Here is a 26,060-nt window from a genome sequence, read left to right on the forward strand (position 1 = left end):
CATGGACTCCGCTCGCGTAGACGCCTGGCTGTGGGCCATCCGCGCGTACAAGACGCGATCACTGGCGACGGCGGCCTGCCGCGCCGGGCACGTGCGGGTCAACGGCGAGCGGGTGAAGGCCGCCCAGACGGTCAAGGTCGGCGACGAGGTGCGCGTGCGGGCGAACGGGTTCGACCGCATCCTCGACATCCGCGCGATCCTGGTCAAGCGGGTCGGGGCTGAGGTCGCCTCGGCCGCCTATGCCGACCGAACGCCACCTCCGCCTCCGCGGGAAGTCGCGGCGATCGTCCCGCAACGCGACCGGGGTGCAGGGCGGCCGACCAAGCGCGAACGCCGCGACATGGAGCGCCTCCGCGGGCGCTAGGACGACTCGGCGGCGAGCAGTTCGCGCACGCGTGGGATGACCTCGGTGCCGTAGAGCTCGATCGAACGCATCATCTTCTCGTGCGGCAGCGTGCCGTTGGAGAACTTGAGGTCGAACCGGGCGATGCCGAGCGCGTTGACGGTGGCGGCGATCTTGCGGGCTACCGTCTCCGGTGAACCGGCGTAGATCGCGCCGTCGGGGCCAGCCTCATTCTCGTAGTGGTCGCGCGTCATGGGCGCCCATCCCCGCTCCCGGCCGATGCGCGTGGTCATGGCCTGGTGATGCGGCCAGAGTTCCTCGCGGGCCTGCTCGTCGGTGTCGGCGATGTGGCCCGGTGAGTGCACCCCGACCGGCAGCCGGTCCTTGCCCATCTGGTCGAGTTCTCGCCCGTAGAGGTCGACGAAGGGGCGGAATCGCGCCGACGATCCTCCGATGATGGCGAGCATCATGGGGAAGCCGTAGTGAGCGGCGCGCACGACTGACTCGGGGCTGCCGCCCACGCCGATCCAGGTCTTGAGGGCGCCGGATGCCGTCTTCGGGTAGACCTCTCGGTCGACCAGGGCTGCGCGCTTGCGACCCTCCCAGGTGATGGCCGTCTCGCTGCGGAGTGCCGCGAACAGCTCGAGCTTCTCCTCGAAGAGGTCCTCGTACTCGCTCAACTGGTAGCCGAAGAGCGGGAAGGACTCGGTGAACGATCCCCGCCCGAGCGTCACCTCCGCGCGACCGCCCGAGAGTCCGTCGAGCGTCGCGAAGCGCTGGAAGACCCGCACCGGGTCGTCGGAGCTCAGCACCGTCACCGCCGAGCCCAGGGTGATGCGCTCGGTGGCTCCCGCGATCGCTCCCAGCACCACCTCCGGAGCGGAGACGGCGAAGTCGATGCGGTGGTGCTCGCCGATGCCGAAAGCGTCGACGCCGACCCGGTCGGCCAGCACGCCCTGGGCCACGACGTTGCGCAGCACCTGGGGCTGGGTGAGGGTCTCGCCGTCGAGGCCCACGGTCACGTCGCCGAAGGTGTCGAGGCCGAAAGCCAGTTGATCGGTCACAGCGAGCTCCTGTTCAATACGTTTGCATGAGATTGAACGAGCGGATGCATCGCCCTATTCCGCACCCGGCCGCTCGTCAGCCGAGGGCCGGGATGACCTCGCGCTCGAACAGTTCGATGCCCGATCGGTCGTAGGCGGCCTCGGGGAAGTAGTGGATCGCGTAGCCCAGCCCGTGACGCGCGCGCTCCTGCATCCGTTCGACGATCTGCTCGGGCGTGCCGACCGCCGGGGCATCGCGATACTCTGCGATGAACTTCGTCGTCTCCTCCTCGCCGAGGTACGGAAGCACCCGGGCTCGAACGGCCTCGAGGCGATCGGACACCTCGTCCTCCGTCGCGCCGACGATGGTGTTGAAATTGGACGAACGGGTGATCGACCCGAAGTCGCGGCCCAGCTCGTCGCAGTGGCCGCGCAGAACCTCGCTCTTGTGGTCGAACTCCTCAAGCGTCCCGGCGAAGTTCGTGTACGAGGCGCGCTTGGCGGCGATGCGCAGCGTGACCTTCTCGCCGCCGCCGGCGATCCACAGCGGGATGCCGCCCTCCTGCAGCGGAAGCGGGCGCACGATCGCCCCGTCCACCTGGTAGTGCTTGCCGTCGTAGGTGGCCGTGCCGGTGGTCCAGGCCTGGTGCATGATCTCGACGCCTTCTCGCAGGCGGCCGAGGCGTTCGGGGATAGCGGGGAACCCGTATCCGTACGCCCGCCACTCGTGCTCGTACCAGCCGCCGCCGATGCCCATCTGCGCGCGACCGCCGGAGATGATGTCGACCGTCGCCGCCGCCTTGGCCAAGTAGGCCGGGTTCCGATAGCTCATGCAGGTGCACATCTGCCCGAGCTTGACGCGCGAGGTCGTGGCGGCGAAGGCCGCCATCAGCGTCCAGGCCTCGTGGGTGGCCTCCTGCGACGGGATCGGAACCGTGTGGAAGTGGTCGTATACCCAGATGCTGTCCCACGGCCCCGCGTCGGCCGCCGTGGCCAATGCGTTCATCGTCTGCCATTGCTCGGCGGGCGCGATGCCCACCAGATCGTGACGCCAACCCTGCGGAACGAAGATGCCGAAGTCCATGTTCGGCAGTCTAGGGCGGTCGGGCACGCGTTCGATGGGATGATCGGACGATGGCTGACAGAGTGCTCGTCCTCGGTGGAACCGGTGTCATCAGCGCGGCGTTCGTCGCCGAGGCGGTGAGGCGCGGCTCGGATGTGACCGTGCTGAATCGGGGAAGGGCGTCGCTCCGCCCGGTGCCCGACGGCGTGCGATCCGTGCGCGCCGACCTCCGCGACGTGGAGGGGGTTCGATCGGCCCTCGGTGGCGAGGACTACGACGTCATCGCCCAGTTCATGGCCTTCACACCAGAGCACGTCGCCGCCGACGTCGAGCTCTTCAGCGGTCGAACCGGGCAATACGTCTTCGTGTCCTCGGCCTCGGCGTACCAGACTCCCCCGTCACGCCTGCCCGTCACCGAATCGACGCCGCTGCGCAACCCGTTCTGGCAGTACTCACGTGACAAGATCGCCTGCGAAGACGTGCTGGTCGATGCCTACCGCGCGTCCGGATTCCCGATGACGATCGTGCGACCCTCGCACACCTATGACGCGACCATGCTGCCGACTCTGGGCGGATGGACGGACATCGCCCGCCTCCGCGCCGGACGGCCGGTCGTCGTGCATGGCGACGGCACCAGCCTCTGGACCATCACGCACACGCGTGACGTCGCCGTCGGCCTCGCCGGGCTCGCGGGCAACCCGCTCGCGATCGGCGAGGCGTTCACCGTCACGGGAGACCACGCACCCACGTGGAACCAGATCTACGGCTGGCTCGCCGACGCCGCCGGGGTGGAGGCGCACCTCGCGCATGTCACGTCGGATGCGATAGCGGATGCGCATCCGGAGCTCGGCCCCGGTCTGCTCGGCGACAAGGCGCATTCGATGGTGTTCGACACCGCGAAGCTGCGCGCGCTCGTGCCCGAGTTCCGCACCACGACGGGGTACTGGGAGGGCGCCCGCGAGGCGATCGCGTGGTACGACGAGCATCCGGACCACCGCGTCGTCGATGCCGAGCTCGACGCGGTATTCGACCGTCTGGTCGTCTCAGTAGAGCGGTAGCCGGCTGAACACGAGCAGGCTGCTGGTTGCCGTCGCGAGCAGGGTGCCGTCGCGGTCGACGAGCTCCGCATCGGCGAAGATCACCCGGCTTCCACCCTTGCGGACCCGACCCGTGGCGCGCAGCGGCCCGTGCCCGGGCTGGATGGGGCGGACATAGCTGACGGCGATGTCGATCGAGGTGTAGCCGGTTCCCGCCGGGAGCGTGCTGTGGGCCGCGCAGCCCAGCACGGTGTCGAGGACGGTGCAGGCCAGGCCCCCGTGGATGGTGCCGAGCGGGTTGAAATGGGCCTCCGTCGGGCGCGTCTCGAACACCACCTCGCCCGGTTCGACCGAGACGATGGACATGCCCATGATCGCCGCAATGGGAGGCTGCGGGATGCTGCCGGCGAGGATGCCGCCGAGATACTCCAACCCGCTCAGGGTGGGCAGTTGCGCGAGGGCGACCTGCGGATCGACCCAGGTGTAGGTGGCGGAGGCGGTGGGCAGCTCGGCATCGGTCACGGCTTCGAACCTAACACCGTGGCGGGCGCGCATCCGGGGCGCGTTCCGGCGGCGTCCATGCCACAGTGGAGAGATGCGAGGGCGAGGATGACGGCGGGGTATTCGGCAGCGCAGATCCGCGCGGCGGAGGCGCCGCTCATCGCGGCCGGCGTTCCGCTCATGCAGCGCGCCGCAGCCGGCCTCGCGGGCGTCATCGGCGAGCTGCTCGAGAGCCGGCCCGGCGCCATCCTGGTGCTCGCCGGCTCGGGAGACAACGGGGCCGACGCCCTGTACGCGGCCGCCACGCTCGGAGGAGCCGGCGCCGAGGTGCGGATCGTCCGCACCGGGTCGCGCATCCATGAAGCCGCATTCTCCGCGGCGACGGATGCGGGCGGCGTGCTCGTCGACATCGCCGTCGCCGCGGTGGTCGCGCGCGCCTCAGCGATCGTCGTCGACGGCGTCCTGGGCACCGGTACGAGCGCCGACCCGTCTCTGCGTGGCGATGCGCGGTCGGTGGTCGAGGCGCTGCTTCCCGTCGTGACGGCCGATGACGCACCCATCGTCGTGGCCGTGGACATCCCGAGCGGCATCGACCCCACCGACGGCCGCGTCCCTGATGCGGTCGTGCTCCCGGCCGCCGTGACGGTGACATTCGGCGCCGTGAAGGCCGGGCTGCTGCTCGAGCCGGCCGCCTCCCTCGCCGGAGAGGTGCGGCTCATCGACATCGGGCTCGCACCCGCGCTGGCCGGCGTCGACCCCGTCGTGGTGCTGCCGTGAACGGAATACCGCGGCCTCCCTCGACGCTGGAACTCTCGTGAAGCGCATCGGATTCCTCTCCTTCGGTCACTGGCAGCCCGTGCCCGGATCGCTCTCGCGGACGGCATCCGACGCCCTCCTGCAGGCGATCGACCTCGCCGTGGCCGCCGAGGAGCTCGGCGTGGACGGCGCCTACTACCGCGTGCATCACTTCGCGCGCCAGCTCGCGTCGCCGTTCCCGATGCTCGCCGCCATCGGCGCGCGGACCACGCGCATCGAGATCGGCACCTGCGTCATCGACATGCGCTACGAGAATCCGCTCTACATGGCGGAGGATGCCGCAGCCGCCGACCTCATCAGCGGCGGGCGACTGCAACTCGGTGTCAGTCGAGGCTCACCCGAGACGGCGCTGAACGGTCCCGAGACGTTCGGCTTCGTTCCGCCCGACGGGCAGACGGATGCCGACCTCGCTCGCGCCAAGACCGCGCTGTTCCGGGAGGCGATCGCCGGTGCGGGAGTCGCCGAAGCGGACCCGAGGATGCTCGGCGCCCGGGGAGCTCTGGCCATTCAGCCGCAGTCGCCGGGGCTTGCCGACCGCATCTGGTGGGGTTCCGGCACCCGGGCGACGGCGAAGTGGACCGGCGAGCAGGGCATGAACCTGATGAGCTCGACACTGCTGACCGAGGACACCGGCGTGCCGTTCGACGAGCTGCAGGCCGAGCAGATTGACATCTTCCGCGACACCTGGCGTGCGGCTGGATGGGAACGGGAGCCGCGGGTGTCAGTGAGCCGGAGCGTCATCCCGATCATCGACGACGAGAGCCGCCGGTACTTCGGTTCACGGTCCGACGGGGAGGATCAGGTCGGGTACCTCGACGGCGGCCTCGCCCGCTTCGGCCGCGACTACGTCGGCCCGCCGGATGAGATCGCCGAGTTGCTCGCGCGGGATGCCGCCGTCCAGGCCGCCGACACCGTGCTGATGACGGTGCCGAACCAATTGGGCGTCGACTTCAACGCCCGGCTCCTCGAGTCGATCATCCGCGACGTGCGCCCGGCACTCGGCTGACCCGCCGCGCGTCCCCACCCGGCACCGTGCGATAACGCGCATCCCGGCACGCAACGGTGCCATAACGCGCATCCCCGCCACGCGCTCCGACGCCACACCGCACGCCGTGCTGCGCGAAAGTGCAATAACGCGCATCCCGCCGCGCGACAGTGTCATAACGCGCATCCGCCACGCCCACGCCGCAGCGGTGCCATCGCGCGCATCCCGCCGAACGTCGAGTGCCGCCGCAGTGCCATAACGCGCATCGTGCCGCGCGGCGGTGCCATAACGCGCATCCCGGCGTGAGCGCACGGCCGGCACGCGCCTCAGGCGGGGATGCCCAGCCCGTCGAGGGCGTCCTGAACGATCGTGAGACCACCCAGCCCCGGCATGCTGCTGATGCTGTCGTCGACCTTGCGCGCCGCGCGGCGACCGTCCGGCCCGCTCATCAGGTGTCCCATGACGTGGGTGACGTCGTCGCGTGACATGATGCTCGATCCCACGGGCGCCCAGAAGTGCGAGAGCGCGAACCGGGTGATCTTCTGCGCCTTGGTGCTCGCGGCCAATCGCTCCCGAGCCTGCGACGTGTAGAAGGCCACGTGCCGGGCCTCCTGCTTCGCAATGCGCCGCAGCAGCTCGGCGAGCACGGGGTTCTGCTCGAGCTCGGCCATCCGGTTGTACGCCGTGATGGCCGACCACTCGTTCGCCGCTCCCCATGACATGTGCACGGCGACGAAGTCGGTGCCGACCAGGCCCCCCAGCACGGACTGCTTCATGGGGTCGAGCTTGTCCTTCCAACCGAGCTTGAGTCGGTTGGCCTTGAGCACGTCGTAGTCGACGGTGACATCGTGCAGGGCGAGCACCGCCGCGAGGGCCTCACCATGCCAGAACTCCTCGCGGTTCCACATCGTCATGAACGCGCTCACGTCCGCCTCCCGGTGCGAGGGCGTGGTGAGCAGGTCACGTGTGTAGCAAACGGTGTGGTATTCCACGTCGGCCATATAGCGGAGGGTGCGCAAGGAGTCGGCGGGCAACGGATGGCGGCGGAAGCTCTCCAGGTCGAGATCGGCCCAGTTCACGCTCACCGAGGTCGCGGTGTAACGATCGATGTCGAAGCCCATCAGCGTTCTCCGTTCCGCGCCGCGCGCTCGAGTCGACGACGGAGCGCGACGTCGTCGTCGGCGTCGATGATGCCGAGCCCGCACACGAAGCGAACGACCTCTTCTGTTGCGCCTCCACCCGAACGCAGGAGCCCATCGAACGCCGCCCGGTCGACATCATCAAGACGTTCGATGCCGAGTGGCCAGTTGCGCGCCAGCAGTTCGCGTCGGGCGAGGCGACGAGCGCGCGCATCCGTTCGCAGCCGCCTCTCCGCCTCCTCCGAGAAGAACGCCGTATGGCGCTGCTTCATCGTCACGATGAGCGACAATGCGTCGACGAGTTCACGGCGATCAGTCCGGGCGCCCATCCGGTCGTACGCCGCGGTGAGCATCCGGTCGTCGATGGCGCCATCGAGCATGTGCACGCCGATGACCGACTCCCCCTCGAGGAATCCGGCGAGCGACCGCCGCACGGGTCCGGCGGCACGACGTCGCTCAGTCAACGGGACGGCGATGGGACTCTCGCCACCTGCACCGGCCAGCGCGCTCAGCACATCCGCGATCCAGAACCTCTCGTAGGCCCAGCTCACCAGGAATGCCGTGATCCGCGCGTCCTTATGGGTGGCCGTGACGAGGACGTCGCGCAACTGGGCCATCGTCCCACCCTCGAGTGCCGCGAGGATCGCCAGCAGGCGCCGCATTGTCGAGGGCAGCGGATGCTCCGCGAAGGAGGCGAGATCGACGTCCTCCCGCAGGCTCCCGCGAGCGGTCTGCGCGAACTCGCGCACGTCGAAGGCCGGGTCCATGGCTCCATCCTCCCTCCTCGGACGGGCGAATACCGACAGTAGCCGCCACGGGCGCTCGCATCCGAGCATCCGCCGCGGGATGATCGGAGCATGCGCTCACCGATCGACCTGCCCGTCTCCCCCATGCTCGCCAAGGCCGTTCCCACGGTCCCGGCGGCGGACAGCGTGACGGGAGGGCTCAGTTTCGAGCCGAAGTGGGACGGATTCCGAGCGATCATCTCGTTCGACGGCGAGGACGTCGAGATCGGCAGCCGAGGTTCCAAGCCGCTCACGCGCTATTTCCCCGAACTCACCGAGGTGCTCGCCCATTCGCTCCCGTCGCCGTGCGTGATCGACGGCGAGATCATCGTGCGCCGGCCGTCGGGAGCCGGGGAGCGACTGGACTGGGAGGCGCTCTCGCAGCGCATCCATCCTGCGGAGTCGCGCATCCGCCTGCTCTCCCAGCAGACGCCCGCGAGCTTCGTCGCCTTCGACCTGCTCGCCGTGGGCGACGAGGGCCTGCTCGATCATCCGTTCTCCGAGCGCCGGGCACGCCTGGAGTCGCTCGCGGCCACCCTTCCTGCTCCGCTGCACCTGACGCAGGTGACGACGGATGTCGAGACCGCGCGCCGCTGGCTCGTGGAGTTCGAGGGTGCCGGTCTCGACGGCGTGGTGGCCAAGCCGCTGGCGGCGACGTACCAGCCCGGCAAGCGCACCATGCTCAAGATCAAGCACCACCGCGAGGCCGACGTGGTGGTGATCGGCTACCGCATGCACAAGAGCGGCACCGGTGTCGGTTCACTCCTGCTCGGGCTGTACGACGACGGGCAGCTGCGCGGGGTCGGCGGGTCGTCGGCGTTCAGCGATGCGCGCCGGCTGGAACTGATCGACGAGCTGGCGCCCTACGTCCTGCGGGATCCCGACGGCGCCGCTGTCACCGGCGAGGGTGATCGCAGCCGATTCGCGTCCAACAAGGACGTGTCGTTCGTGCGGCTCGAGCCGCGGCTCGTCATGCAGGTGCGCTACGACCAGATGGAGGGGTCGCGCTTCCGGCACACGGTGCAGTTCGAACGCTGGCGACCCGACCGCGACCCGGTCTCGTGCACCTTCGAGCAGCTCGAGGTGCCAGCGGACTACGACCTCGACGAGGTGCTGCGCTAGGCGCAGCCTCGGCGACAGGCGCGCGCCACCTCGACGACGGCGCGCGCCATTTCGACGGCCTCGGCACCCGTTGGAATGGCGCGCAGGCCGATCAACTGGCGCAGGGCGGCCATCGCGGGGGCTGCAGGGCGAAGGGGCTGGCGGAGGCCCGGTTCACTCCTCGGGCGTGCGCGCCCGGCTCGGCTGCACGCGCATGGGCTCGCCGGGCATCTTGGGGAAGTCGGGCGGGAACGGCAGTTCGCCGAGACCGGCGGCGAGGTCGCGCTCCCACCACTGCAACAGGGTGTCGATGCTGCCGTGCTCCTCGTGCATGCGCGCCCACGGATCGCCGACGGTCGCCAGGCGCTCCGGCACCGTGAGCACTGTGAACGCCTGAGGGTCCGCGCCGTCCAGCTCGTCCCACTCGAGCGGGCAGGAGACGGATGCCCCGGGCAGGGCGCGGGGAGAGTAGGCGCCGGCCATCGTGCGATCACGGTTGGCCTGGTTGAAGTCGACGAACAGCTTCTCGCCGCGCTCCTCCTTCCACCAGGCGGTGGTGACGCGCTCGGGCATCCGTCTCTCCAACTCGCGAGCCGCGGCGATGACGGCGTGCCGCACGTCGAGGAATTCGCGTTCCGGCTCGATGGGCGCGAAGACGTGCAGTCCTCGGTTGCCCGAGGTCTTCACGAACGCCTGAAGTCCCGCGTCGGCGAGCACGGCCCGCAGCTCGATTGCGGCGGGGATCGCCTCATCGAAGCCGGTGCCCGGCTGCGGGTCGAGGTCGATGCGCAGCTGGTCGGGGTTGTCCGGATCGCCGGCGCGCGAAGCCCACGGGTGGAAGACGATGGTGTTCATCTGCACCGCCCACACCGCGACAGCCGGTTCGTCGATGACGAGTTGCGGATGCGAGCGCCCGCTCGGGTAGGTGACCGGAACGGACCGCACGAAATCCGGTGCGCCCTTGGGCGGGTTCTTCGAGAAGAACTGCTCCCCATCCACCCCCTCGGGAAAACGCTGCAGCGACACCGGCCGGTCGCCGTTGGCCGCGACGAACGCATCGCCGACCGCGACGAGGTAGCGCGCGAGGTCGATCTTGGTGATGCCCGCCTGCGGCCACAGCACGCGCCGAGGACTCGAGATGCGCACCTGCCGATCACCGTGCGGACCGGGGACGGTGAGAATCTCAGCTTCGCTCGCCATGCGCCAACGCTACCGTCCGCTCACCGCAGGGCGGACGTCATGGTGCGCCGAGCCCTCCAACGAGGAACCGCGATGACGGCCACGCCGATGATGAGCACCGCGGCTCCGACCAGCTCGAGGGCATTCGGCAGCTCATGGAGGATGAGGACCCCCGCCGCCAGCGCCACCACGGGCGCGAGCAGACTGAACGGAGCGACGGCTGCGCTCGGGTAGCGGCTGAGCAGGCTGTTCCAGATGCTGTAGCCGACGAGCGATGCGGCGATGGCGGTGTAGGCGACGCACGCCCAGGTCTCCCAGCCGAAGGACGTGACACTCTCGGCGACGGCCGCAGGTCCGTCGAGGATCAGGCTGAGGGCCACCATCGGAATGGGCACCACGAGTGCCGACCACACCACGAGCCCGAGCCCGTTCGAGGGCGGAGCGAGTCGGGCGATCACGTTGCCGATGCCCCAACTGAGGCCGCCGGCGAGGCAGATGACGAACGGCAGCACGGCTGCCGCCCCCTCGACGCCGCCGAATCTCCCCGCAGCCACGAGCGCGAGGCCGCCGGCGCCGACGGCGATGCCGGTGATCTGCTTCGCGGTCGGCCTCTCGCGCACCACCACCGCGCTGATGAGCACGGTGAAGATCATCTGGCTCTGCAGCACGGCGGCGGCGAGCCCCGCCGGCAGGCCGAGGTGTATCGCCGTGAACACGCAGCCGAACTGCCCAGCACTCATGAAGAGTCCGACGCCGACGATGATGCGCCACGGCACGTCCGGCCGTCGAACGAAGAAGACCAGCGGAATGGCCACGAGCAGGAAACGCAGCGCCACGAGCAGGAGCGGAAGGGTGTCGCGCAGGCCGAGGTCGATGAAGACGAAGTTGACGCCCCAGATCACCCCGACGAGGCAGGCGAGCGCGGTGTGCGAAGGCTTCACCGTCCAACTCTGGCGTGGCTGCGGTTGCCCGTCCAGTCGCCCGAGCATCGACGGCGCCCGGCCGGATGACGGCGTTGGCCTCCGGAGACGACGATGGGGCGAGCTCGCGCCCGCCCCGTCATCCGTTCAACGCCGGATCAATACCAGCCCGAGCTCTCCGAGTGGTCCCAAGCCGCACAGGGCGTGCCCCACCGGCCGGAGATGTAGCCGAGGCCCCACGCGATCTGCGTTGCGGGGTTCGTCGCCCAGTCGGCGCCGGCCGAGGCCATCTTGCTGGCGGGGAGCGCCTGGGGGATGCCGCCTGCGCCACTCGAGGAGTTGTAGGAGTTGGCGTTCCAACCCGATTCCCTGCTCCAGAGCGCCACGAGGCAGCCGAACTGGTCGTCGCCCCAGCCGTAGTTCGCGGCCATCATGTCGTGAGCGATCGCCTGCGCGCCACTCGGGTCGGACGGCGCCGCGGGGCGCGATCCCGTCGACGTGGAGGGCGCCGACGACGCGCTCTTCTGGGCCGCTGCAGCGTCTGCGGCGGCCTGAGCGGCGGCAGCAGCGGCCGCGGCCTGCTCGGCGGCGACGCGGTCGGCCTCGGCGACCGCGGCCTGAACCGTCGGGATCCCGGCCTTCGTCTCGTCGACGAGGGCGAGAACCCGCTCGGGGGCGAGCAACTTGTAGTTGGCCAGTTTCGCCACCGAGGTCGAGAGGACGGTGGCATCGGCCTTGCCCGACGCCGAGGCGATCGTCGCGGTCGCGTCGCTCATCGTCGCCACCGCGCTGAGAGTGGATCGTGCCTTGAGGACGGCGCTGTAGGCGCCGAGCTGTTCGCGGTGCATCGCCGTGCTGTTGGTGAGGGCGGCAGTGGCGGCCACTCGATCGTTCTCGGCGGCGAAGGCCGACTGCATGGCGAAGCCGGATCCCGTGATGGCGCCGATCGCGACGACGGCGGTGACGGCGAGGATGCGGCCCTTGCGGTGCCGACTGCCGGTCGTGCGGCTGCCTGCCGAACCGGCCTTGGATGGTGCTTCAGACGTGGAGGGAGAGCTGAGGTTCTGGTTCTGCATGACTTTCACGTGCGGTGCCCGCGCACGGCGCTGGGCGACTCGGGGTCGAACGATCCGCGCAACGATAGGCGCGGGCGAAGTCGCCAGTCTGCCGAGCCTGTCTGGACAAACCCTCAGTTTCCGCTGGGAACGACCACTTTCGTCACATGAGTCACACGAGCCTCAGGCGGCCGTGATACCCGCCAACTCGAACTCCAAGACCTTCACGAAGGTGCTCGCAGCACACGTGGAAAGCATCGGCTCGGAGTAGGTCTCGGTCAGCTCGACGGTGATCGGGCCGTCATCCGTCGCCAACTGCACGAACCAGCGGTGACCGTGGCCGCGTTCTTCGGCGAGTGGCGGATACGCGTCGATGCGGTCGTCACCGAGTTCGAGGCGCGCGAAGTGCTGGGCAGCTTGAACCGGGTGGGAGAGCGAGCTTCGGCCGCGCAGGAAGCGCTCGTCCACGCGCCCGTCGCGGTATGCCGCCGCGATCTCGCCGACATCCCCGTCATCGACGCGTCCGTAGTAGAGCCCGTGGGGCAGCAGCACCATGGTTCCGGCGAACCGGTCTCCGCCCAGGTGGGAGCACTCCCAGGTCTCTTCGGGATGCAGCTCCGCCAGCTCCGTGACCACCTGCCGGCCCCGCACGGCGCAGCACTGGTCGTGTCGGGCGTGGGTGCAGACGCAGAAGATCGGCTCGTCGCTGGGCTCGCCCGTCGATCCGTCCAGCGGAACCTCGAGCAGATCCTCGATGTTCTCCACCCATCCCCATCGCACGCTCTCGTTGCCCGGACGGGAGTCGACGAACGCCCAACGCCAGCCCACCTGGGGCGCGCGTCGCCCGGTGCGCCGGATGGCGAGCGGACGGATGCCGGCAGCCTCGATGCGCTTGACGATCGCGCGGCCGAGAACCGGGTCGAACGGAGGCTCGAGGAACGCGCTGGTGCCCCACGCCGCCGAGTTCTCGATGAGGAACCACTGCATCCCTCTCGGGCCCGTGCCGGCGAGCGGATCCTGCCGCTCGTGCGACGTATCGCTGCACGGACGCCAGTCGAGCGCGTGCGTCACTCCGTCGCCACCAGGATCCCCTCGCGCAGGAGGCGGCGCACCACGACGATGGCGCTGGCGTCGTCGAGTCCCTCGAGGTCGCTGATCGCGACGTCCTCGCCCTCGGCCAGCTGACGGAGGGCGGGCGACGCCTCGGCGGGCAGCGAGAGGTCTTTCGCACGCACGCGCAACCGCACGCGGCCGTCGGCCTCATCGATCCTCGCGGGCAGCGACCCGCGCCAGCGGACGCGCGTGTCGCCGCTGAGCGCCGCGACCGCTGCGATGGTCGCGAGCGGCCGGACAGGCTCGGGTCGCGTCGCCGCGGCGAGACGTGATGAGAGGCGTCGGGAGGCGAGCTCGGAAGCCCCGTCGGAGTCCGCCAGCGCGGTCATGAGCGCCTGCACTGTCTGCTCGACCACCGGACGGAGCGCGTCGGCATCCGTCAGATCGATGCCGAGCGGCAGCGATGTGCGCAGGTCCTCGGCGTCGCCGACCACCGAGAGCAGCGCGTCGACGACGTCGGACCGCGTGTAGGCCGCCATGCCGATAGTGAGGTGCACCGAGGTGTCGCCGAGCGCCTTCGCCGAGTGGATCCACCCGCGTGGGAGGTAGAGGGCGTCGCCCGGACGCAGCACCTGATCGATGACGGGCTGCTGCTCCGCCGCGGCGGCAACGGCCTCGGCGTGGTCGCTCCACGGCTGGTTGCTCAATGGGTCCGCGTGCACGGGGGCGTGGATGGTCCAGTGCTTCTCGCCCGCGATCTGCAGGACGAAGACGTCGTGCGTGTCGTAGTGCGGGTCGAAACCCCGAGACGAGGCGGGGGTGACGTAGGCGTTGACCTGCGCCGGATGGCCGACGTCGTCGATGAGTCGACGGGTGAAGTCGATCAGCGGCGGCCAGAGGCGATGCAGCCCTTGGAGCACGATCGTCGCCCCACCGGCGAACTCGGCAAGCACCTTGTCGCTCGACACCTGGTCGCCGACCTCGGCGCCGAAACCACCCGATGCGGTGTAGCGCGCCGGCTTGAGCACACTGCCCTCGTGGGCCATGCGGATGAAGGGTGTGCGCACGCCGCGCTCGCTCACGAGCTCGTCGACGGCATCCGTGCTGAAGAGGTCGTCGAAGCCGTCACCGAGGGTGTCGGCCGGTGACAGGAGTGGTCGCCGGGACCAGTAGTCGCGGGCGAACTCGTCGGTGGAGATGTTGATGCAGCGCGAAAGCGCGGGCCGGAGAACCGACCCGCGCTGTGCGTCCTGCGGCGCAGCGTCGAACACTACGCTGATCCGTCGGCTCCGCCGTCGTGTCCGTCGGGGTTGGCGCCGCCGTCTGCCGTGCCTTCGCCGGCCGATCCGTCCGCTCCACCGTCGTGACCGTCGGGGTTCGCGCCGCCGTCAGCCGTGCCCTCGCCGGCCGCAGCCGAACCGTCAGCACCGCCGTCGTGACCGCCCGGGTTGGCCCCGCCGTCTGCTGTTCCCTCGCCGGCCGCAGCCGCTCCGTTGGTGATGTCGTCGTCGCTGATGCTCATCTTGCGTCCCCTCGTCGGAGTTCGTGCGGCGGGGTGTCGCCGCCCTTCCAGCGTAGTGATCGCTTCGGGCGGATGCACCCATTCGGCCGGGTCTCGGCTCACCCTTGACGCCGCAGGTCCGCGGGAGTACGAACGCTCCTCAGCGACCGGCGCGTTCCTGTTCGCGCTCGAGCCGCGCACGTCCGAAACGGGTGAGCGGGCGCGGCTGCGGCGTCAGCTTGTTGGCGGGCGCCGTCGTCTTCAGGGCGGACTCCTCGGCGTCGATCGTGGTGAGCACGGCCAGCACTGCGGCCTCCTGGTAACGGCCGTCCTTGCGCGCCGCGAGCACTGCTGAGCGCTGCGACCGGATCATCGTGCGTCGCAGGCGGGTGTACGCAGCGCGACGGGGTTCGCCGCCGTCCGGAGGCGCCTGGCCGAGCGTCTCGGAATGGAAGGCCGCATTCGAGCGCAGCCGGTCGACGATCTCCGCCTCGTCGTCATCCGTCACGGCCTCCTCGAGGCTCGCAAGGCCGGCCTGCTCGGCTTCGGCCATGAGCGCTTGGCGCTCCATGTTCTCCTGGTCGTAGTTGGGGGAAGGCAGCCGGAGCGCGCGGAGGATGGCGGGCAGCGCGAGCCCCTCGAGCAGCGTTCCGAACACGACGACGAAGGCGAGGAACTGCAGGAACGAGCGTTGCGGGGTCTCCGGCGGCAGCAGGAACGCCGCCGCCAGCGTCACCACTCCCCGGATGCCGGCGGACGAGACGGCGACGGCGTTGCGCCAGCTCCACTGCCGTCCGCGCAGCAGGGCGGGGCCGCGCTTGTAGAGCACGGTGAGACCCAGCACCCAGATGAATCGCGACACCACCAGGGTGAGCAGGATGCCGATGCAGATGACGATGGTCGGCCACAGCCCCGGTCCCGTCTCCACGGCGCCCTCGATGATGCCGGCCAGGCTCAGGCCGATGAACAGGAAGACCGCATTCTCGAGCAGGAACTGGATGGTCTTCCAATTGACGCGCTCGGCGATGCGGGCCTCTGCCGATTGCACGGTCGGCGAGCGGTAGGCGAGGAAGATGCCGGCGATGACGACGGCCAGCACACCCGAACCGTGGATGGCCTGCGCCAGGAGAAACGCGAGGTAGGGCGTGATGAGCGACAGGCTGGTGTCGAGCACGGATGCCCGCAGCAGCTTGCGGATCTCGAACAGCGCCCAGCCGATGCCGAAGCCGACCGCGACGCCGCCGACGACGGCGAGGACGAAGTCGCCCGCGATCGCCCACGGATTCAGCACGCTGACGAGCGCCGCGATGGCGGCATTGAGCGCGACCAGCGCCGTAGCATCGTTGAGAAGGCTCTCGCCCTCGAGGATCGTGACCAGTCGCCGGGGCAGGCGCAACCGGCCGGCGACGGCGGAGACGGCGACGGCATCCGTCGGCGCGACCACCGCACCGAAGGCGAACGCGGCGGCGAGGGAGATGGCGGGCACCAGCATCCAGGTCGCGAAGCCGACGGCGAACACCGTGAACGCGACCAAGCCGATGGAGAGCGCCAGGATGCTGTCGTTGCGCGCCCTGATGTCGCGGAAGGACGTGCGGATGGCCGCCGCGAACAGCAGCGGAGGCAGCACGCCGTAGAGGATCACCTCGGGCTGGATCGTGACGGTGGGCACCGCGGGGATGAAGGAAACAGCGGCCCCGACGACGACGAGCGCGACGGGAGCCGACCAGCCGATGCGTCCGGTGAACCCGGTGACGGTCACGGTGACGAGGACGAAGGCGACGATCCAGGCGATCGTGGTCACCGGATCCATGCAGGAATCCCCTCTGGCATGAGGCGTTGGCGGCCCGCGATCATGCGACCCAACCTAGCAGCGAGCGGACCTCCCAGTGCGGGGGTGATTCGGCTCAAAACCGACCGTTTGGTCAGGAGTGACCCGACCGCGCTGCTTACCATCCACGGGTGAATCTGCATGCAAAGGCATCCATCGGCGGAGCGTCCCTGCTCATCGCCGGTGCCCTCGTCCTCGTCCCCGTCCTGCCCGCCTCGGCCGCATCGTCGACGCTGACGGTCTGCGCATCGCCAGCCGCGACGTACACCACCATCCAGTCCGCGGTCGATGCCGCGACGGATGGCGACACGATCGACGTCTGCGCGGGCGTGTTCGACGAGTCGGTGACCATCACGAAGAACATCACGCTGCGCGGCGCACAGCACGGTATCGACGCTCGCAGCGGCCGCACGAACCCCGCGGCTGAGACGGTGATCTCGGCGGCGAACACCCCGCTGCGCTACTCCGGTGCCGGCGTCACGTCGGCCACCGTCGACGGATTCACCCTCCAGACGACCTCCGACCACGCGAGTGTCATCGGCGCGGTCGAGGCGAACGCCGACGGCTACACCTGGACGAACAACATCGTCGACGCCCACAACGGCTACGGATTCAACTTCCGCAGCACTGGCGCGGCCCCCACGACGATCAACCACAACCGCTTCACCAAGGCTGGCGGTGATGAAGGCGCCGTGGCGGTCACGAGCGTTCCGGATGGCGAGACGGTGGGCGATGTCCACATCGTGGACAACGCCTTCGTCGCCAACGGCGTCGGCATCAACATCATCGGCCCCGGCCTCACCGACGGGCTCACCATCACCGGCAACACCGCGACGGATGGCGGCAACTTCCTCGTCAGTGCCGCCACGGGCGGACCCACGCTGGTGTCGAACAACACCATCACCAACGCCGGCGCGAGCGCGATCTTCCTCTCGGGCAACAACGACGGCATGACCATCCGGGGCAACACCATCACCGGCGGTGCAGCGACCGGCGTACGCCTCTCGAGCGACGTCGTCGGCACCACGAAGAACGTCGTGATCGACGGCAACACCATCGTCGATCGCGGGTACGGCATCCGCATCACCTCCGCGTCGGCCACCGGCCTGTCGATCACGGGCAACAAGATCTCCGGGTCATCGAGCAACGGCATCCGCATCGAGGCGGCTGGTTCCATCACGGGCAGTGGCAACACGATCACCGGAACCGCTTCGGGCTTCGCGCCGTGCCTCGACGACACCGCATCCAAGGTCTGCCCCGCGCTGCAGACCTTCGCGGCGCCCCCGGCATCGGGCGGCGGATCCTCCGACGGCGGCACGACGGATGCCGGTGATCCGGCAGCACCGGCGAGCACACAAGGCGCCGCTGCGGTGGCCGGATCGGCACCCGGCGCTCTCGCAGAGACCGGGTTCGAGGGCGCGCCGGTCGCGGTCCTCGGTGCACTCGTCGCCATCCTCGGAGCCGCCCTGGTTCTCACCGGACGACGCCGCGCCCGCGCCTGATTCGCCGACGCGCACTCCCGAGGGAGGCTCACCTTCCCGTGCTGCACCCAGTACAGGGGTGATTCGACCGGAAACCGACCGATCGGAGTGTTCTCCCAGCAGCCGCCGGAATACCCTTTTCGAGACGCCCCGCCCGAACAGCGAGCGTCCTCGTCCTGGGCATGATCGCAACCCGAACACGATCACTGCGACACCGACGAACGAAGGCCCGCCTCTCCCCACGGAGGCGGGCCATCAACGTCTCAGCTGCTGACGTGAGCCGCGGCTCACATGTTGATCATGTGGCCCACGAGACCGTGGAAGGCCTCCTGCAGCGCCTCGCTCAGCGTGGGGTGCGTGTGCACGTTGCGGGCGAGTTCGTCGGCCCCGAGGTCCCACTTCTGAGCCAGCGTCAACTCCGGCAGCAACTCGGACACGTCGGGTCCGATCAGGTGACCGCCGAGCAGTTCGTTGTACGCCCCGTCGGCGACGAGCTTGACGAACCCGATCGGCTCCGCGAGTCCGTGCGCCTTGCCGTTGGCGCTGAAGGGGAACACGGCGACCTTGACGTCGTAGCCCTCGTCGCGTGCCTGCTGCTCGGTGAGGCCGAAGCTGGCGACCTGCGGGATGCAGAACGTCGCCCGGGGCATCATGCGGTAGTCGCCGAGCGCCATGGTCTCCGCTCCCCCGATGGTCTCGGCGGCCACGACACCCTGAGCCTCTGCGACGTGCGCGAGCATGAGCTTGGCCGTCACGTCGCCGATCGCGTAGATGTTCGGCACGTTGGTGCGCATGAACTCGTCGATGGCGATCGCCCCGCGCTCGCTGAGCTCGACGCCCGTGGACTCCAGCCCGAAGTCCTCGACGTTGGGCGAGAAACCGACCGCCATGAGCACGCGGTCGACCTCGAGCGAGCCGTCGGCGCCATCCGCTCCGGTGTAGCTGACGGTGACGGATGATCCGTTGTCGACGACCGTCTTCACCTGGGTCGACGTGAGGATGGGCACCCCGAGCTTCCGGTACTGCTTGGAGATCTCTTTGGACACGTCGACGTCCTCGTTCGGCAGCGCGCGGTCGAGGAACTCGAGGATGGTGACGTCGACGCCGTAGTTCTTCATGACGTAGGCGAACTCCATGCCGATGGCGCCCGCCCCGACGATGGCGATCGACCGCGGCAGCTCGCGCTGCATGATCTGCGTCTCGTAGGTGACGACGTTCGCCGAGAGCTCGACACCTGGCAGCAGGCGGACCTTCGATCCAGTGGCGATGATCGCGTTGTCGAACGTGATCGACTCGCTGCCGCCCGACGAGAGGGCCACGTCGATCGAGTGGGCGTCGCGGAAGGTACCGCGCCCATCGAACTCGGTGATGGCGTTCTTCTTCATGAGGTAATGGACGCCTTTGACGCGTCCCTCGGCCACCGTTCGGCTGCGGTCGAAGGCCACCCCGTAGTCGAAGCTCGCCTCCCCCGAGATGCCGAAGGTCTTCGCCTCCTGCGTGAAGATGTGAGCGAGCTCGGCATTGCGCAGCAGCGCCTTCGAGGGGATGCACCCGACGTTGAGGCAGACGCCGCCCCAGTACTTGTACTCGATGACGGCCACCGAGAGCCCGAGTTGAGCTGCGCGCACCGCGGCGACGTATCCGCCGGGGCCGGCACCGAGGACGACGACATCGAAATGGCTGGCCATGAACCTCAGCCTATGCCCGCGGCATCTCGTGCTCGGAGGGTTCCTGGTCGCTCTCGCGCCCGATCGCGAGCGCAGGGTCGTCGATGTCGCGGGCGAGCTCATCGGTGATGAGGAGGTCGCGGCGCACGTGGTCGGTGCGGTAGGCGGAGCGGGCGATCATGTGCGCCGTCATGGGCTGTGTGAGCAGTTGGAAGGTCATCACCAGGATCACCGTCGTGAGGACACCCCACGTCGGCACCTGGATGACGAGCGCGACGAGCACCGCGACCAGACCGAGCACCTGGGGCTTGGTCGCTGCGTGCAGGCGAGTCAGCACGTCGGGGAAGCGGATGATGCCCACTCCCGCGGCCAGCGAGAGGAACCCGGCCAGCAGGATGAGCAGGGCGACGACGATCTCCCCGGCGCTCACGACGCGTCCTGTCCGGCCATGTAGCGCGCGATGCTGATCGAGCCGACGACGGCGAACAGCGCGAGCACGAGCATGACGACGAGGGTGTCGGTGTGGCGCGTGAGCGCCATCTCCGCTCCGAGCGCGCAGATCGCGATCGCGAGCAGCACGTCGGCTGCGAGTGCCCGATCGAGGATCGACGGGCCCCGGATGATGCGGTACACGGCGCACAGCGCGCCCGCTGCGAACATCGCCCCCGCGATGATGATGACGAAGATCATGGTCGTCCTCCCTCTCTCTCCTCGCGCTTCGCCTCGCGCACCCGCTTGCGGTGGCTGCGCACCCGTGCCGCCTCCTCGCGCGTGCCCATGGCGAGCAGGATGCGCTCCTCGGTCGCCAGGACACTGCCGCGGATGGCGTCGACATCCGCCTCCGTCCGCGTTCCGAGCGCGTGCAGGTAGAGCACGGAGCGACCGCGATCGACGTCGACCACCACGGTGCCCGGTACCACCGAGATGGCCTCGGCGGTCAGGGTGAGCACGAGGTCGGAATGGGTGTCCAACTGCACGGCGATGATCGAGTTCATGGGCTGCCAGCGCGGATCGATCGCGCGCCACGCCACCTGCAGCGACGCGGTGATGACGTCGACGATCATGCGCAGGCCGAGCAGCAGTCCCCGCCACGGATTGAAGCGCCCGCTGAGCAGCACCGGCGGCAGGTAGAGCACGCGTGTGACCAGGATGGCGAGACCGATGCCGGTGATGACGGAGACGACCGTGATCTCGTCCCAGAGGAACAGCCACAGCACCACGAGCGCGACGAGCAGCGGCGCCTGACGCCAGACCACGCTCCACCGCGACGGGGTCGCGTTCATCGCACGCCTCCCGGGAAGACCAATGACACGTAGGCGCTCGGATCGACGATGCCATGCGCCGCGGCCGTGGTCAGGTCGAACAACGGCCCGGCGAAGACGGTGAGCAGGACGCTGACCACGACCAGTGCCGTGGTGGCGACGAGCATCAGCGGGGGCATCGTGCGAGTCGCCACGATGGTCGCCCCCTCCGGAGCCTCCTGGACGCTGCTCAGCAGCTCGGAGGTGTAGCCCTCCACCTCGTCGCGTCCCCGCCAGAACGCCATGTTCCAGAACCGGGCCAGGGCGTACAGCGTGATCAGCGACGTCAGCGCCCCGATCGCCACCACCACCCAGACCAGTGGCGTGCCCACCTGCGCACCGGCGAGGAACAGGGCGGTCTTGCCGAGGAAGCCCGAGAACGGCGGGATGCCGCCGAGGTTCATGGCCGGGATGAAGAACAGCACGCCGAGCAGCGGTGAGAGCTTGAGCAGGCCGCCGAGCCTCGTCATGGAGGTGGCTCCGCCGATCCGTTCGATCAGTCCGGTGGAGAGGAACAGGGTCGTCTGCACCGTGATGTGGTGCACGACGTAGAAGATCGTGGCCGCGATGGCCGCCTCGGTACCGAGCCCGATGCCGAAGATCATGTAGCCGATGTGACTGACGAGCGTGAAGGAGAGCAGTCGCTTGATGTCGGCCTGTGCCAGCGCCCCCAGGATGCCGATGAGCATGGTGAGGCCGCCGACGACGAGGAAGAGCGTGCCGAGGTCGTTCTCACGGAAGATGGTGGTCTCGGAGCGCAGGATGGCGTAGACGCCCACCTTCGTGAGCAGGCCCGCGAACACGGCGGTGACCGGAGCGGGTGCAGTGGGGTACGAGTCGGGCAGCCAGAAGGAGAGCGGGAAGACCGCCGCCTTGATGCCGAAGGCGATCAGCAGCACCAGGTGGAGGATGAGCTGCACCGAGCCCGGCAGTTCGGCGATGCGCACGGAGAGCTGGGCGATGTTCACCGTGCCGGTCGCGCCGTAGATCAGCGCGATCGCGCTGAGGAAGAACAGCGACGAGACCAGGCTGACGATGATGTACGTCACGCCCGCACGGATGCGCTCGCCGGTGCCGCTCAGCGTGAGCAGCACGTAGCTGGCCGAGAGGAGGATCTCGAAGCCGACGTAGAGGTTGAACAGGTCGCCCGCGATGAACGCGTCGAACACCCCGGCGGCGAGGATGAGGTAGGTGGGGTGGAAGATCGACACCGGCGTCTCACGGTGCCGGTCGGCCACGCCCTGTCCGATGGAGTACACCAGCACGCCGAGCAGCATGATCGCCGAGATGAGCAGCATGATGGCCGAGAGACGGTCGACGACGAGCGTGATGCCGAACGGGGCGTCCCACGCGCCGAGGTAGACCACCGTCGGACCGTCGGCCTGCGTCAGGGCGAGGAGCACCGCGGCGATCACGACGACGGCCGAGAGGGTCGCCGTGCTCACCATCACCTGCAGGCGGCGGTTTCCGCCCAGGATGAGGGTGCACGCCGAACCGATGAGCGGCAACAGGACGACCAGGGGAACGAGCGTGGCGGTCATCGGTGCTCCACCTCCTCCGGCTCCTCGTCACTGGCGTCGATGATCTGCTGGATCGCGTCGTCGTCCTGCGCGGCGCTGCGGACGATGTCCGCCGCCCGCCCGGCCTCGATCTCGTCGTCGCTCTCGTCGTCGACGAGGTCGCCCTCGTCTCCGAGTTGGGCCAGCCACCACGACCGGTAGATGAGGGCGAGCATGAAGGCCGTCACGCCGAGGTTGATGACGATGGCGGTGAGGATGAAGGCCTGCGGGAGCGGGTCGCTGATGTCGTCGGGGTCGACGCCGGCTCCGAGGATGGGTCCGAGCCCCGGGGCGCCGCTCATGATGAAGATGAGGATGTTGACGGCGTTGCCGACGAGCAGGAAGCCGATGAGCACGCGGGTGAGGCTGCGCTCGAGCATCACGTACACGCCCGAGCCGAACATGACGGCGCAGAGCACGAGCAGGGTGAGGGAGGCGTTCATGTGCGGGCCACCTCCGGCTCGGCCGCATCCGGCTCGGACGCCTCCTCCTCCTGCTGGCGGTCGACCTCGGCCCCGAGGCTGCGGAGGATGTCCAGGACGAGCCCCACGACGACGAGGTACACGCCGATGTCGAACAGGGTCGACGTGCCGATCGAGAGCGTGCCGATGAGAGGGATGTCGGCCTCGAACCACGTCGACTGGAAGGCTGTCATGCCGAAGAAGAGCGGGAGCGTCGCCGTCCCCGCGGCGATCAGCAAGCCGGTGCCGAGCAGCCTGCCCGCGTCCACCGGCGCCGCCTCACCGAGCTCGTAGCGTCCCCCCGCGAGGTAGCGGAAGACCAGGGCGAGTCCCGCCAGCAGGCCACCGGCGAAGCCACCGCCGGGAGCGTTGTGGCCGACGAAGAGCAGGAAGATCGAGACGACGATGGCCGGATGGAAGAGCAGTCGCACGAGAACCTCGATGAGGATCGAACGGCTGCTGGGAGCGAGCGTTCGACCGGCCATGAGCCATTGCGGGCGCGACGTCGAGGTCTCGTGGGCGGCCGGGCGGACGTGATCGCCCGGGGCGTCGCTCAGGCGCGGGGCACTCCCGGTGCGGCCCGTGATGAACACCAGGCTCGCGATGCCGGTGGCGACGGCGACGAGCACCGAGATCTCGCCGAGCGTGTCCCAGGCGCGGATGTCGACGAGCATCACGTTGACGATGTTCTTGCCGTGAGCCTCGAGAGAGAGCGCCGGGAGGCCGTCGGCGATGGTGGGTTGGATGCGGGCACCGAGGGCGATGAAACCGACGAGCGCCATGAGGACGCCGGCGGCGATGCCGATGACGGCGCGAAGAGCCCGCTTGACCGGCGGGTTCCTCTGCGCCATCCGCTTGGGCAGGCGACGCAGGACGAGCACGAACACGACGATCGTCAGCGTCTCGACGAGGGCCTGGGTGAGCGCGAGGTCGGGAGCGCCTCCCATGCCGAACAGCAGCACGAGGCCGTAACCGGTGACCCCGACCAGGAGCACCGCCGTGACCCGATGCGTCGCGAGTGCGGCGCCGACTGCCGCGACGATCATGGCGAACGCGATGAACGGTTGAGCGGGGTAGTGCCACAGATCGATGCCCGCCGGCCAGCTGCGGTTCCCGACGATGGCCGATCCGACGCCTCCGACGAAGACGATGAGGATGACGGTGATGTAACCGGGAAGGCCCCGGCGCTGGATGAGCGTCGTCAGCCACGCCGAGAACGCGTCCACACTGCGGACGATGCGCAGGTAGCCGCGCCCCGAGTCGATCGGATGCGGCACCGCCGCCTGAGCACGCGCCACACCGCGCCGGAGGGCGATCGGCGCCGCGCCGAGGGCGAACACCATCGCCGAGAGGGCGAGCGCCGGCTCGAACCCGTGCCAGAGCGCGAGATGGCTCTCGTCCCGCCCGGGGAGGGTGTCGGCGTAGGGCGTGAACAACGGCTCGATCCACGAGATGGCGAAGGCGAACACCACTCCGGCCGCGGCGAGGATGGCCGGCGCCGTCGCGAGAAGCGCCCCCTCCCGGTGCAACGGCGTCTGCGAACCGTCGGGTCGGGTGAAGAAGGCGCCCCAGAAGAAGCGAGCGGTGTACGCGACCGTGAGCACGGATCCGGCCACCGCGGCGATGACGGCGACCGTGCCCCATCCGTCATGCGATTCGAGGAAGGCCGTGAACACGCCCTCCTTCGCCACGAACCCCAGCAACGGCGGCAGCCCGGCCATCGACGCCGCGGCGAGCCCCGCGATCACCGCCACCACCGGCATCCGCCGACCGAGTCCCGAGAGCTTGCGCCAGTCGCGGGTGCCCGCCGAGTGATCGATGATGCCCACGACGAGGAAGAGGGTCGCCTTGAACAGGGCGTGGGCCAGCAGCAGGCACACTCCGGCGAGCGCGGCGTCCCGCGTGCCGAAGCCCACGACGAGCACGAGGAAGCCGAGTTGGCTGACCGTCCCGTATGCCAGCAGCAGCTTGAGGTCGTACTGCCGGAGGGCGCGCCATCCGCCGACGAGCATGGTGAAACCGCCGAGGACGATGACGATGGGATGCCAGACCGCCGTGTCGGCGTAGCCGGGGGCGAGCACGGCGACGAGGTACACGCCCGCCTTGACCATGGCGGCGGCATGCAGGTAGGCGCTCACCGGCGTCGGGGCGGCCATGGCTGCGGGCAGCCAGAAGTGGAACGGCACCAGCGCGCTCTTCGAGATGGCGCCGATGAGGATCAGGGCGATCGCCCACTCGGCCGCCGCCCCCGTCACCGGGTGCGCGATCATCGCCGTGAGGGAGGTGGTCCCCGCCCCGACCGTGAGGATGACGAGACCGACGAGCATCGCGAGTCCACCGAACGTCGTCACCGTGAGCGCCTGCAGCGCGGCCCCTCGACTCTCCTTGCGCCCGGTGTAGTGGCCGATGAGGAGGTAGGAGAGCACACTGGTGGCCTCCCAGAACGTGAACATGACGAACACGTCGTCGGCTGTCACGAGCCCGAACATCACGCCGGCGAACAGCAGCAGCAGGGCGGCGAAGCGACCGAGGGCCGGCTCGTCGTCTCGGAAGTACCGCGCGCAGTAGAACAGCACAAGTGCGCCGACGCCCGTGATGACGAGTGAGAGCAGCAGCGCGAGGGCGTCGAGGCGGAAGGAGAGCTCGATGCCGAGCGCGGGGATCCACCGCAAACGCTCGACGAGAGGGGTGCCTCCGAGGATGCCGGGCATCCAGCACAGCAGCACGACGAAGACCGCGACGGGCAGAGCGGCGATGAGGAAGAAGACGTTGCGGCCGAGCCAGCGGGTCAGGAGAGGGGTGACAAGGGAGATCACGGCGAAGCCCGCGAGGCTGGCGATCATCGGTCCTCCCCCGTCAGCGCTTCGAGGTTCCAGCCTATCAGCGAGCTCGCCGCCGGCCTGAGGGGCGACCGCGACCCCGTGCTGTCGCGCAGCGGGTGAGCGCACAAGGGGGTGGCATCCGTCCAGCCGCGTTTGTTAGACCCGTTCCATGAGCGAAGTGGACGGCCCCCGGCCGAACGGACCGACGCAGGACGAGCCGATTCAGGATGGCGCGACGGAGGCGACGCGAGACGACAAGCTCGCGGGCCTGGTCGAACAGGTGCGAGCCGACGCCTCCGACCTTCCCCGTGAAGAGGTGCGACGCAACCTGCTGCAGCGGCTGGGTGACGCGCAGATCACCGTCAGCGACGACGAGCTGGACGGGCTCCTCGAGCGCCTCGTCGGCCAGCCCTGAGCGCC

26 protein-coding genes are annotated in these 26,060 nt (G+C 69.3%); 7 read left to right on the forward strand and 19 right to left on the reverse strand.

What is annotated here, in order from left to right; all coding sequences use genetic code 11:
* Position 1 precedes the first annotated feature (1 nt).
* Positions 2-364, forward strand: coding sequence for an RNA-binding S4 domain-containing protein (locus tag E6C70_RS05075; protein WP_136422827.1), 363 nt, complete (start codon positions 2-4; stop codon positions 362-364).
* On the opposite strand, the gene E6C70_RS05080 is transcribed toward E6C70_RS05075, so the two are convergent.
* Together E6C70_RS05080 and E6C70_RS05085 are read right to left on the reverse strand one after the other, a co-directional pair.
* Positions 361-1,407 carry an LLM class flavin-dependent oxidoreductase gene (locus E6C70_RS05080; protein WP_136422829.1) on the reverse strand — a complete coding sequence of 349 codons (1,047 nt, stop codon included), beginning with the start codon at positions 1,405-1,407 and terminating at the stop codon, positions 361-363. The two genes, E6C70_RS05075 and E6C70_RS05080, sit on opposite strands and share 4 nt — an antisense overlap.
* Before the next feature lie 76 nt (positions 1,408-1,483).
* Positions 1,484-2,470: an LLM class F420-dependent oxidoreductase gene (locus E6C70_RS05085; protein WP_136422830.1), complete on the reverse strand. Its 987-nt coding sequence runs from the start codon at positions 2,468-2,470 to the stop codon at positions 1,484-1,486.
* 50 nt (positions 2,471-2,520) lie between these two features.
* Between E6C70_RS05085 and E6C70_RS05090 the strand changes: the two genes are divergently transcribed.
* Positions 2,521-3,507: an NAD-dependent epimerase/dehydratase family protein gene (locus E6C70_RS05090; RefSeq protein ID WP_136422832.1), complete on the forward strand. Its 987-nt coding sequence runs from the start codon at positions 2,521-2,523 to the stop codon at positions 3,505-3,507.
* On the opposite strand, the gene E6C70_RS05095 is transcribed toward E6C70_RS05090, so the two are convergent.
* The gene (locus E6C70_RS05095; RefSeq protein WP_235833276.1) at positions 3,493-4,008 is read right to left on the reverse strand and encodes a PaaI family thioesterase; all 516 of its coding nucleotides are present in this window, start codon (positions 4,006-4,008) and stop codon (positions 3,493-3,495) included. The genes E6C70_RS05090 and E6C70_RS05095 overlap by 15 nt on opposite strands.
* A gap of 57 nt (positions 4,009-4,065) precedes the next feature.
* Between E6C70_RS05095 and E6C70_RS05100 the strand changes: the two genes are divergently transcribed.
* Both E6C70_RS05100 and E6C70_RS05105 read left to right on the forward strand, forming a co-directional pair.
* The gene (locus E6C70_RS05100; RefSeq protein WP_235833277.1) at positions 4,066-4,764 is read left to right on the forward strand and encodes an NAD(P)H-hydrate epimerase; all 699 of its coding nucleotides are present in this window, start codon (positions 4,066-4,068) and stop codon (positions 4,762-4,764) included.
* 37 nt (positions 4,765-4,801) lie between these two features.
* A complete protein-coding gene (locus E6C70_RS05105) occupies positions 4,802-5,809 on the forward strand; it encodes an LLM class flavin-dependent oxidoreductase (protein WP_136422836.1) in 1,008 nt (335 codons plus the stop codon).
* Positions 5,810-6,114: 305 nt separating this feature from the next.
* On the opposite strand, the gene E6C70_RS05110 is transcribed toward E6C70_RS05105, so the two are convergent.
* Positions 6,115-6,909, reverse strand: a complete 795-nt coding sequence (locus E6C70_RS05110; RefSeq protein ID WP_136422837.1) for a ferritin family protein — start codon at positions 6,907-6,909, stop codon at positions 6,115-6,117.
* Positions 6,909-7,694: a hypothetical protein gene (locus E6C70_RS05115; RefSeq protein ID WP_136422839.1), complete on the reverse strand. Its 786-nt coding sequence runs from the start codon at positions 7,692-7,694 to the stop codon at positions 6,909-6,911. The genes E6C70_RS05110 and E6C70_RS05115 overlap by 1 nt, the downstream gene beginning before the upstream one ends.
* Positions 7,695-7,784: 90 nt before the next feature.
* Between E6C70_RS05115 and E6C70_RS05120 the strand changes: the two genes are divergently transcribed.
* Positions 7,785-8,834 (forward strand): ATP-dependent DNA ligase, encoded by a 1,050-nt coding sequence (locus E6C70_RS05120; protein ID WP_136422841.1) that lies wholly within the window; start codon positions 7,785-7,787, stop codon positions 8,832-8,834.
* A gap of 153 nt (positions 8,835-8,987) precedes the next feature.
* Here the strand turns inward: E6C70_RS05120 and ligD are convergent, their stop codons facing one another.
* The 7 genes from ligD to E6C70_RS05155 form a co-directional block, all read right to left on the reverse strand.
* Positions 8,988-10,013: a non-homologous end-joining DNA ligase gene (gene ligD / locus E6C70_RS05125; RefSeq protein WP_136422844.1), complete on the reverse strand. Its 1,026-nt coding sequence runs from the start codon at positions 10,011-10,013 to the stop codon at positions 8,988-8,990.
* A gap of 20 nt (positions 10,014-10,033) precedes the next feature.
* The gene (locus E6C70_RS05130) at positions 10,034-10,933 is read right to left on the reverse strand and encodes an EamA family transporter (protein WP_136422846.1); all 900 of its coding nucleotides are present in this window, start codon (positions 10,931-10,933) and stop codon (positions 10,034-10,036) included.
* Between the two features lie 137 nt (positions 10,934-11,070).
* A complete protein-coding gene (locus E6C70_RS16815; protein ID WP_136422847.1) occupies positions 11,071-11,988 on the reverse strand; it encodes an aggregation-promoting factor C-terminal-like domain-containing protein in 918 nt (305 codons plus the stop codon).
* Between the two features lie 162 nt (positions 11,989-12,150).
* Positions 12,151-13,038 (reverse strand): ferredoxin family protein, encoded by an 888-nt coding sequence (locus tag E6C70_RS05140; protein WP_207670033.1) that lies wholly within the window; start codon positions 13,036-13,038, stop codon positions 12,151-12,153.
* Positions 13,035-14,291: a cupin domain-containing protein gene (locus tag E6C70_RS05145; protein WP_136422849.1), complete on the reverse strand. Its 1,257-nt coding sequence runs from the start codon at positions 14,289-14,291 to the stop codon at positions 13,035-13,037. Before E6C70_RS05145 ends, E6C70_RS05140 begins: the two co-directional genes overlap by 4 nt.
* Positions 14,291-14,542 (reverse strand): BatC protein, encoded by a 252-nt coding sequence (locus E6C70_RS05150; RefSeq protein ID WP_136422851.1) that lies wholly within the window; start codon positions 14,540-14,542, stop codon positions 14,291-14,293. The genes E6C70_RS05145 and E6C70_RS05150 overlap by 1 nt, the downstream gene beginning before the upstream one ends.
* 139 nt (positions 14,543-14,681) lie before the next feature.
* Entirely contained in the window at positions 14,682-16,331 is a 1,650-nt protein-coding gene (locus E6C70_RS05155) for a Na+/H+ antiporter (RefSeq protein WP_136422853.1), read from the reverse strand.
* Between the two features lie 149 nt (positions 16,332-16,480).
* On the opposite strand from E6C70_RS05155, the gene E6C70_RS05160 reads away from it, so the two are divergent.
* Positions 16,481-17,851: a right-handed parallel beta-helix repeat-containing protein gene (locus E6C70_RS05160; RefSeq protein ID WP_136422855.1), complete on the forward strand. Its 1,371-nt coding sequence runs from the start codon at positions 16,481-16,483 to the stop codon at positions 17,849-17,851.
* A 266-nt stretch (positions 17,852-18,117) separates the two neighbouring features.
* On the opposite strand, the gene lpdA is transcribed toward E6C70_RS05160, so the two are convergent.
* The 7 genes from lpdA to E6C70_RS05190 are packed head-to-tail and all read right to left on the reverse strand — an operon-like array spanning position 18,118 to position 25,661.
* Complete coding sequence (gene lpdA, locus E6C70_RS05165) at positions 18,118-19,518, reverse strand: dihydrolipoyl dehydrogenase (RefSeq protein ID WP_136422858.1); 1,401 nt, start codon at positions 19,516-19,518, stop codon at positions 18,118-18,120.
* Positions 19,519-19,528: 10 nt separating this feature from the next.
* On the reverse strand, positions 19,529-19,927 hold the full coding sequence (gene mnhG, locus E6C70_RS16820) for a monovalent cation/H(+) antiporter subunit G (protein ID WP_207670034.1): 399 nt from the start codon (positions 19,925-19,927) through the stop codon (positions 19,529-19,531).
* Positions 19,924-20,187 (reverse strand): MrpF/PhaF family protein, encoded by a 264-nt coding sequence (locus tag E6C70_RS16825; RefSeq protein WP_207670035.1) that lies wholly within the window; start codon positions 20,185-20,187, stop codon positions 19,924-19,926. The genes mnhG and E6C70_RS16825 overlap by 4 nt, the downstream gene beginning before the upstream one ends.
* Positions 20,184-20,780, reverse strand: a complete 597-nt coding sequence (locus tag E6C70_RS16830; protein ID WP_136422862.1) for a Na+/H+ antiporter subunit E — start codon at positions 20,778-20,780, stop codon at positions 20,184-20,186. Before E6C70_RS16830 ends, E6C70_RS16825 begins: the two co-directional genes overlap by 4 nt.
* Positions 20,777-22,339 carry a Na+/H+ antiporter subunit D gene (locus tag E6C70_RS05180; RefSeq protein ID WP_136422864.1) on the reverse strand — a complete coding sequence of 521 codons (1,563 nt, stop codon included), beginning with the start codon at positions 22,337-22,339 and terminating at the stop codon, positions 20,777-20,779. Before E6C70_RS05180 ends, E6C70_RS16830 begins: the two co-directional genes overlap by 4 nt.
* The gene (locus E6C70_RS05185; protein ID WP_136422866.1) at positions 22,336-22,800 is read right to left on the reverse strand and encodes a Na(+)/H(+) antiporter subunit C; all 465 of its coding nucleotides are present in this window, start codon (positions 22,798-22,800) and stop codon (positions 22,336-22,338) included. The genes E6C70_RS05180 and E6C70_RS05185 overlap by 4 nt, the downstream gene beginning before the upstream one ends.
* Positions 22,797-25,661 carry a Na+/H+ antiporter subunit A gene (locus E6C70_RS05190; protein WP_136422868.1) on the reverse strand — a complete coding sequence of 955 codons (2,865 nt, stop codon included), beginning with the start codon at positions 25,659-25,661 and terminating at the stop codon, positions 22,797-22,799. Before E6C70_RS05190 ends, E6C70_RS05185 begins: the two co-directional genes overlap by 4 nt.
* A gap of 148 nt (positions 25,662-25,809) precedes the next feature.
* Here E6C70_RS05190 and E6C70_RS05195 point away from each other — a divergent pair, with 148 nt between their 5' ends.
* A complete protein-coding gene (locus E6C70_RS05195; protein WP_136422870.1) occupies positions 25,810-26,055 on the forward strand; it encodes a MalT transcriptional regulator family protein in 246 nt (81 codons plus the stop codon).
* Positions 26,056-26,060 lie beyond the last annotated feature (5 nt).

It is taken from the genome of Orlajensenia flava, from assembly GCF_004801905.1.
In the GTDB taxonomy this organism is placed as follows: Bacteria; Actinomycetota; Actinomycetes; order Actinomycetales; family Microbacteriaceae; genus Orlajensenia; species Orlajensenia flava.

Bases quoted from the DNA above. Each gene is read 5' to 3' on its own strand.
- E6C70_RS05075 (WP_136422827.1), top strand. From the start codon at position 2: ATGGACTCCGCTCGCGTAGACGCCTGGCTGTGGGCCATCCGCGCGTAC.
- E6C70_RS05085 (WP_136422830.1), bottom strand. From the start codon at position 2,470: ATGGACTTCGGCATCTTCGTTCCGCAGGGTTGGCGTCACGATCTGGTG.
- E6C70_RS05090 (WP_136422832.1), top strand. From the start codon at position 2,521: ATGGCTGACAGAGTGCTCGTCCTCGGTGGAACCGGTGTCATCAGCGCG.
- E6C70_RS05100 (WP_235833277.1), top strand. From the start codon at position 4,066: ATGCCACAGTGGAGAGATGCGAGGGCGAGGATGACGGCGGGGTATTCG.
- E6C70_RS05110 (WP_136422837.1), bottom strand. From the start codon at position 6,909: ATGGGCTTCGACATCGATCGTTACACCGCGACCTCGGTGAGCGTGAAC.
- E6C70_RS05115 (WP_136422839.1), bottom strand. From the start codon at position 7,694: ATGGACCCGGCCTTCGACGTGCGCGAGTTCGCGCAGACCGCTCGCGGG.
- E6C70_RS05120 (WP_136422841.1), top strand. From the start codon at position 7,785: ATGCGCTCACCGATCGACCTGCCCGTCTCCCCCATGCTCGCCAAGGCC.
- ligD (WP_136422844.1), bottom strand. From the start codon at position 10,013: ATGGCGAGCGAAGCTGAGATTCTCACCGTCCCCGGTCCGCACGGTGAT.
- E6C70_RS16815 (WP_136422847.1), bottom strand. From the start codon at position 11,988: ATGCAGAACCAGAACCTCAGCTCTCCCTCCACGTCTGAAGCACCATCC.
- E6C70_RS05150 (WP_136422851.1), bottom strand. From the start codon at position 14,542: ATGAGCATCAGCGACGACGACATCACCAACGGAGCGGCTGCGGCCGGC.
- E6C70_RS05155 (WP_136422853.1), bottom strand. From the start codon at position 16,331: ATGGATCCGGTGACCACGATCGCCTGGATCGTCGCCTTCGTCCTCGTC.
- lpdA (WP_136422858.1), bottom strand. From the start codon at position 19,518: ATGGCCAGCCATTTCGATGTCGTCGTCCTCGGTGCCGGCCCCGGCGGA.
- E6C70_RS16825 (WP_207670035.1), bottom strand. From the start codon at position 20,187: ATGATCTTCGTCATCATCATCGCGGGGGCGATGTTCGCAGCGGGCGCG.
- E6C70_RS16830 (WP_136422862.1), bottom strand. From the start codon at position 20,780: ATGAACGCGACCCCGTCGCGGTGGAGCGTGGTCTGGCGTCAGGCGCCG.
- E6C70_RS05180 (WP_136422864.1), bottom strand. From the start codon at position 22,339: ATGACCGCCACGCTCGTTCCCCTGGTCGTCCTGTTGCCGCTCATCGGT.
- E6C70_RS05185 (WP_136422866.1), bottom strand. From the start codon at position 22,800: ATGAACGCCTCCCTCACCCTGCTCGTGCTCTGCGCCGTCATGTTCGGC.
- E6C70_RS05190 (WP_136422868.1), bottom strand. From the start codon at position 25,661: ATGATCGCCAGCCTCGCGGGCTTCGCCGTGATCTCCCTTGTCACCCCT.
- E6C70_RS05195 (WP_136422870.1), top strand. From the start codon at position 25,810: ATGAGCGAAGTGGACGGCCCCCGGCCGAACGGACCGACGCAGGACGAG.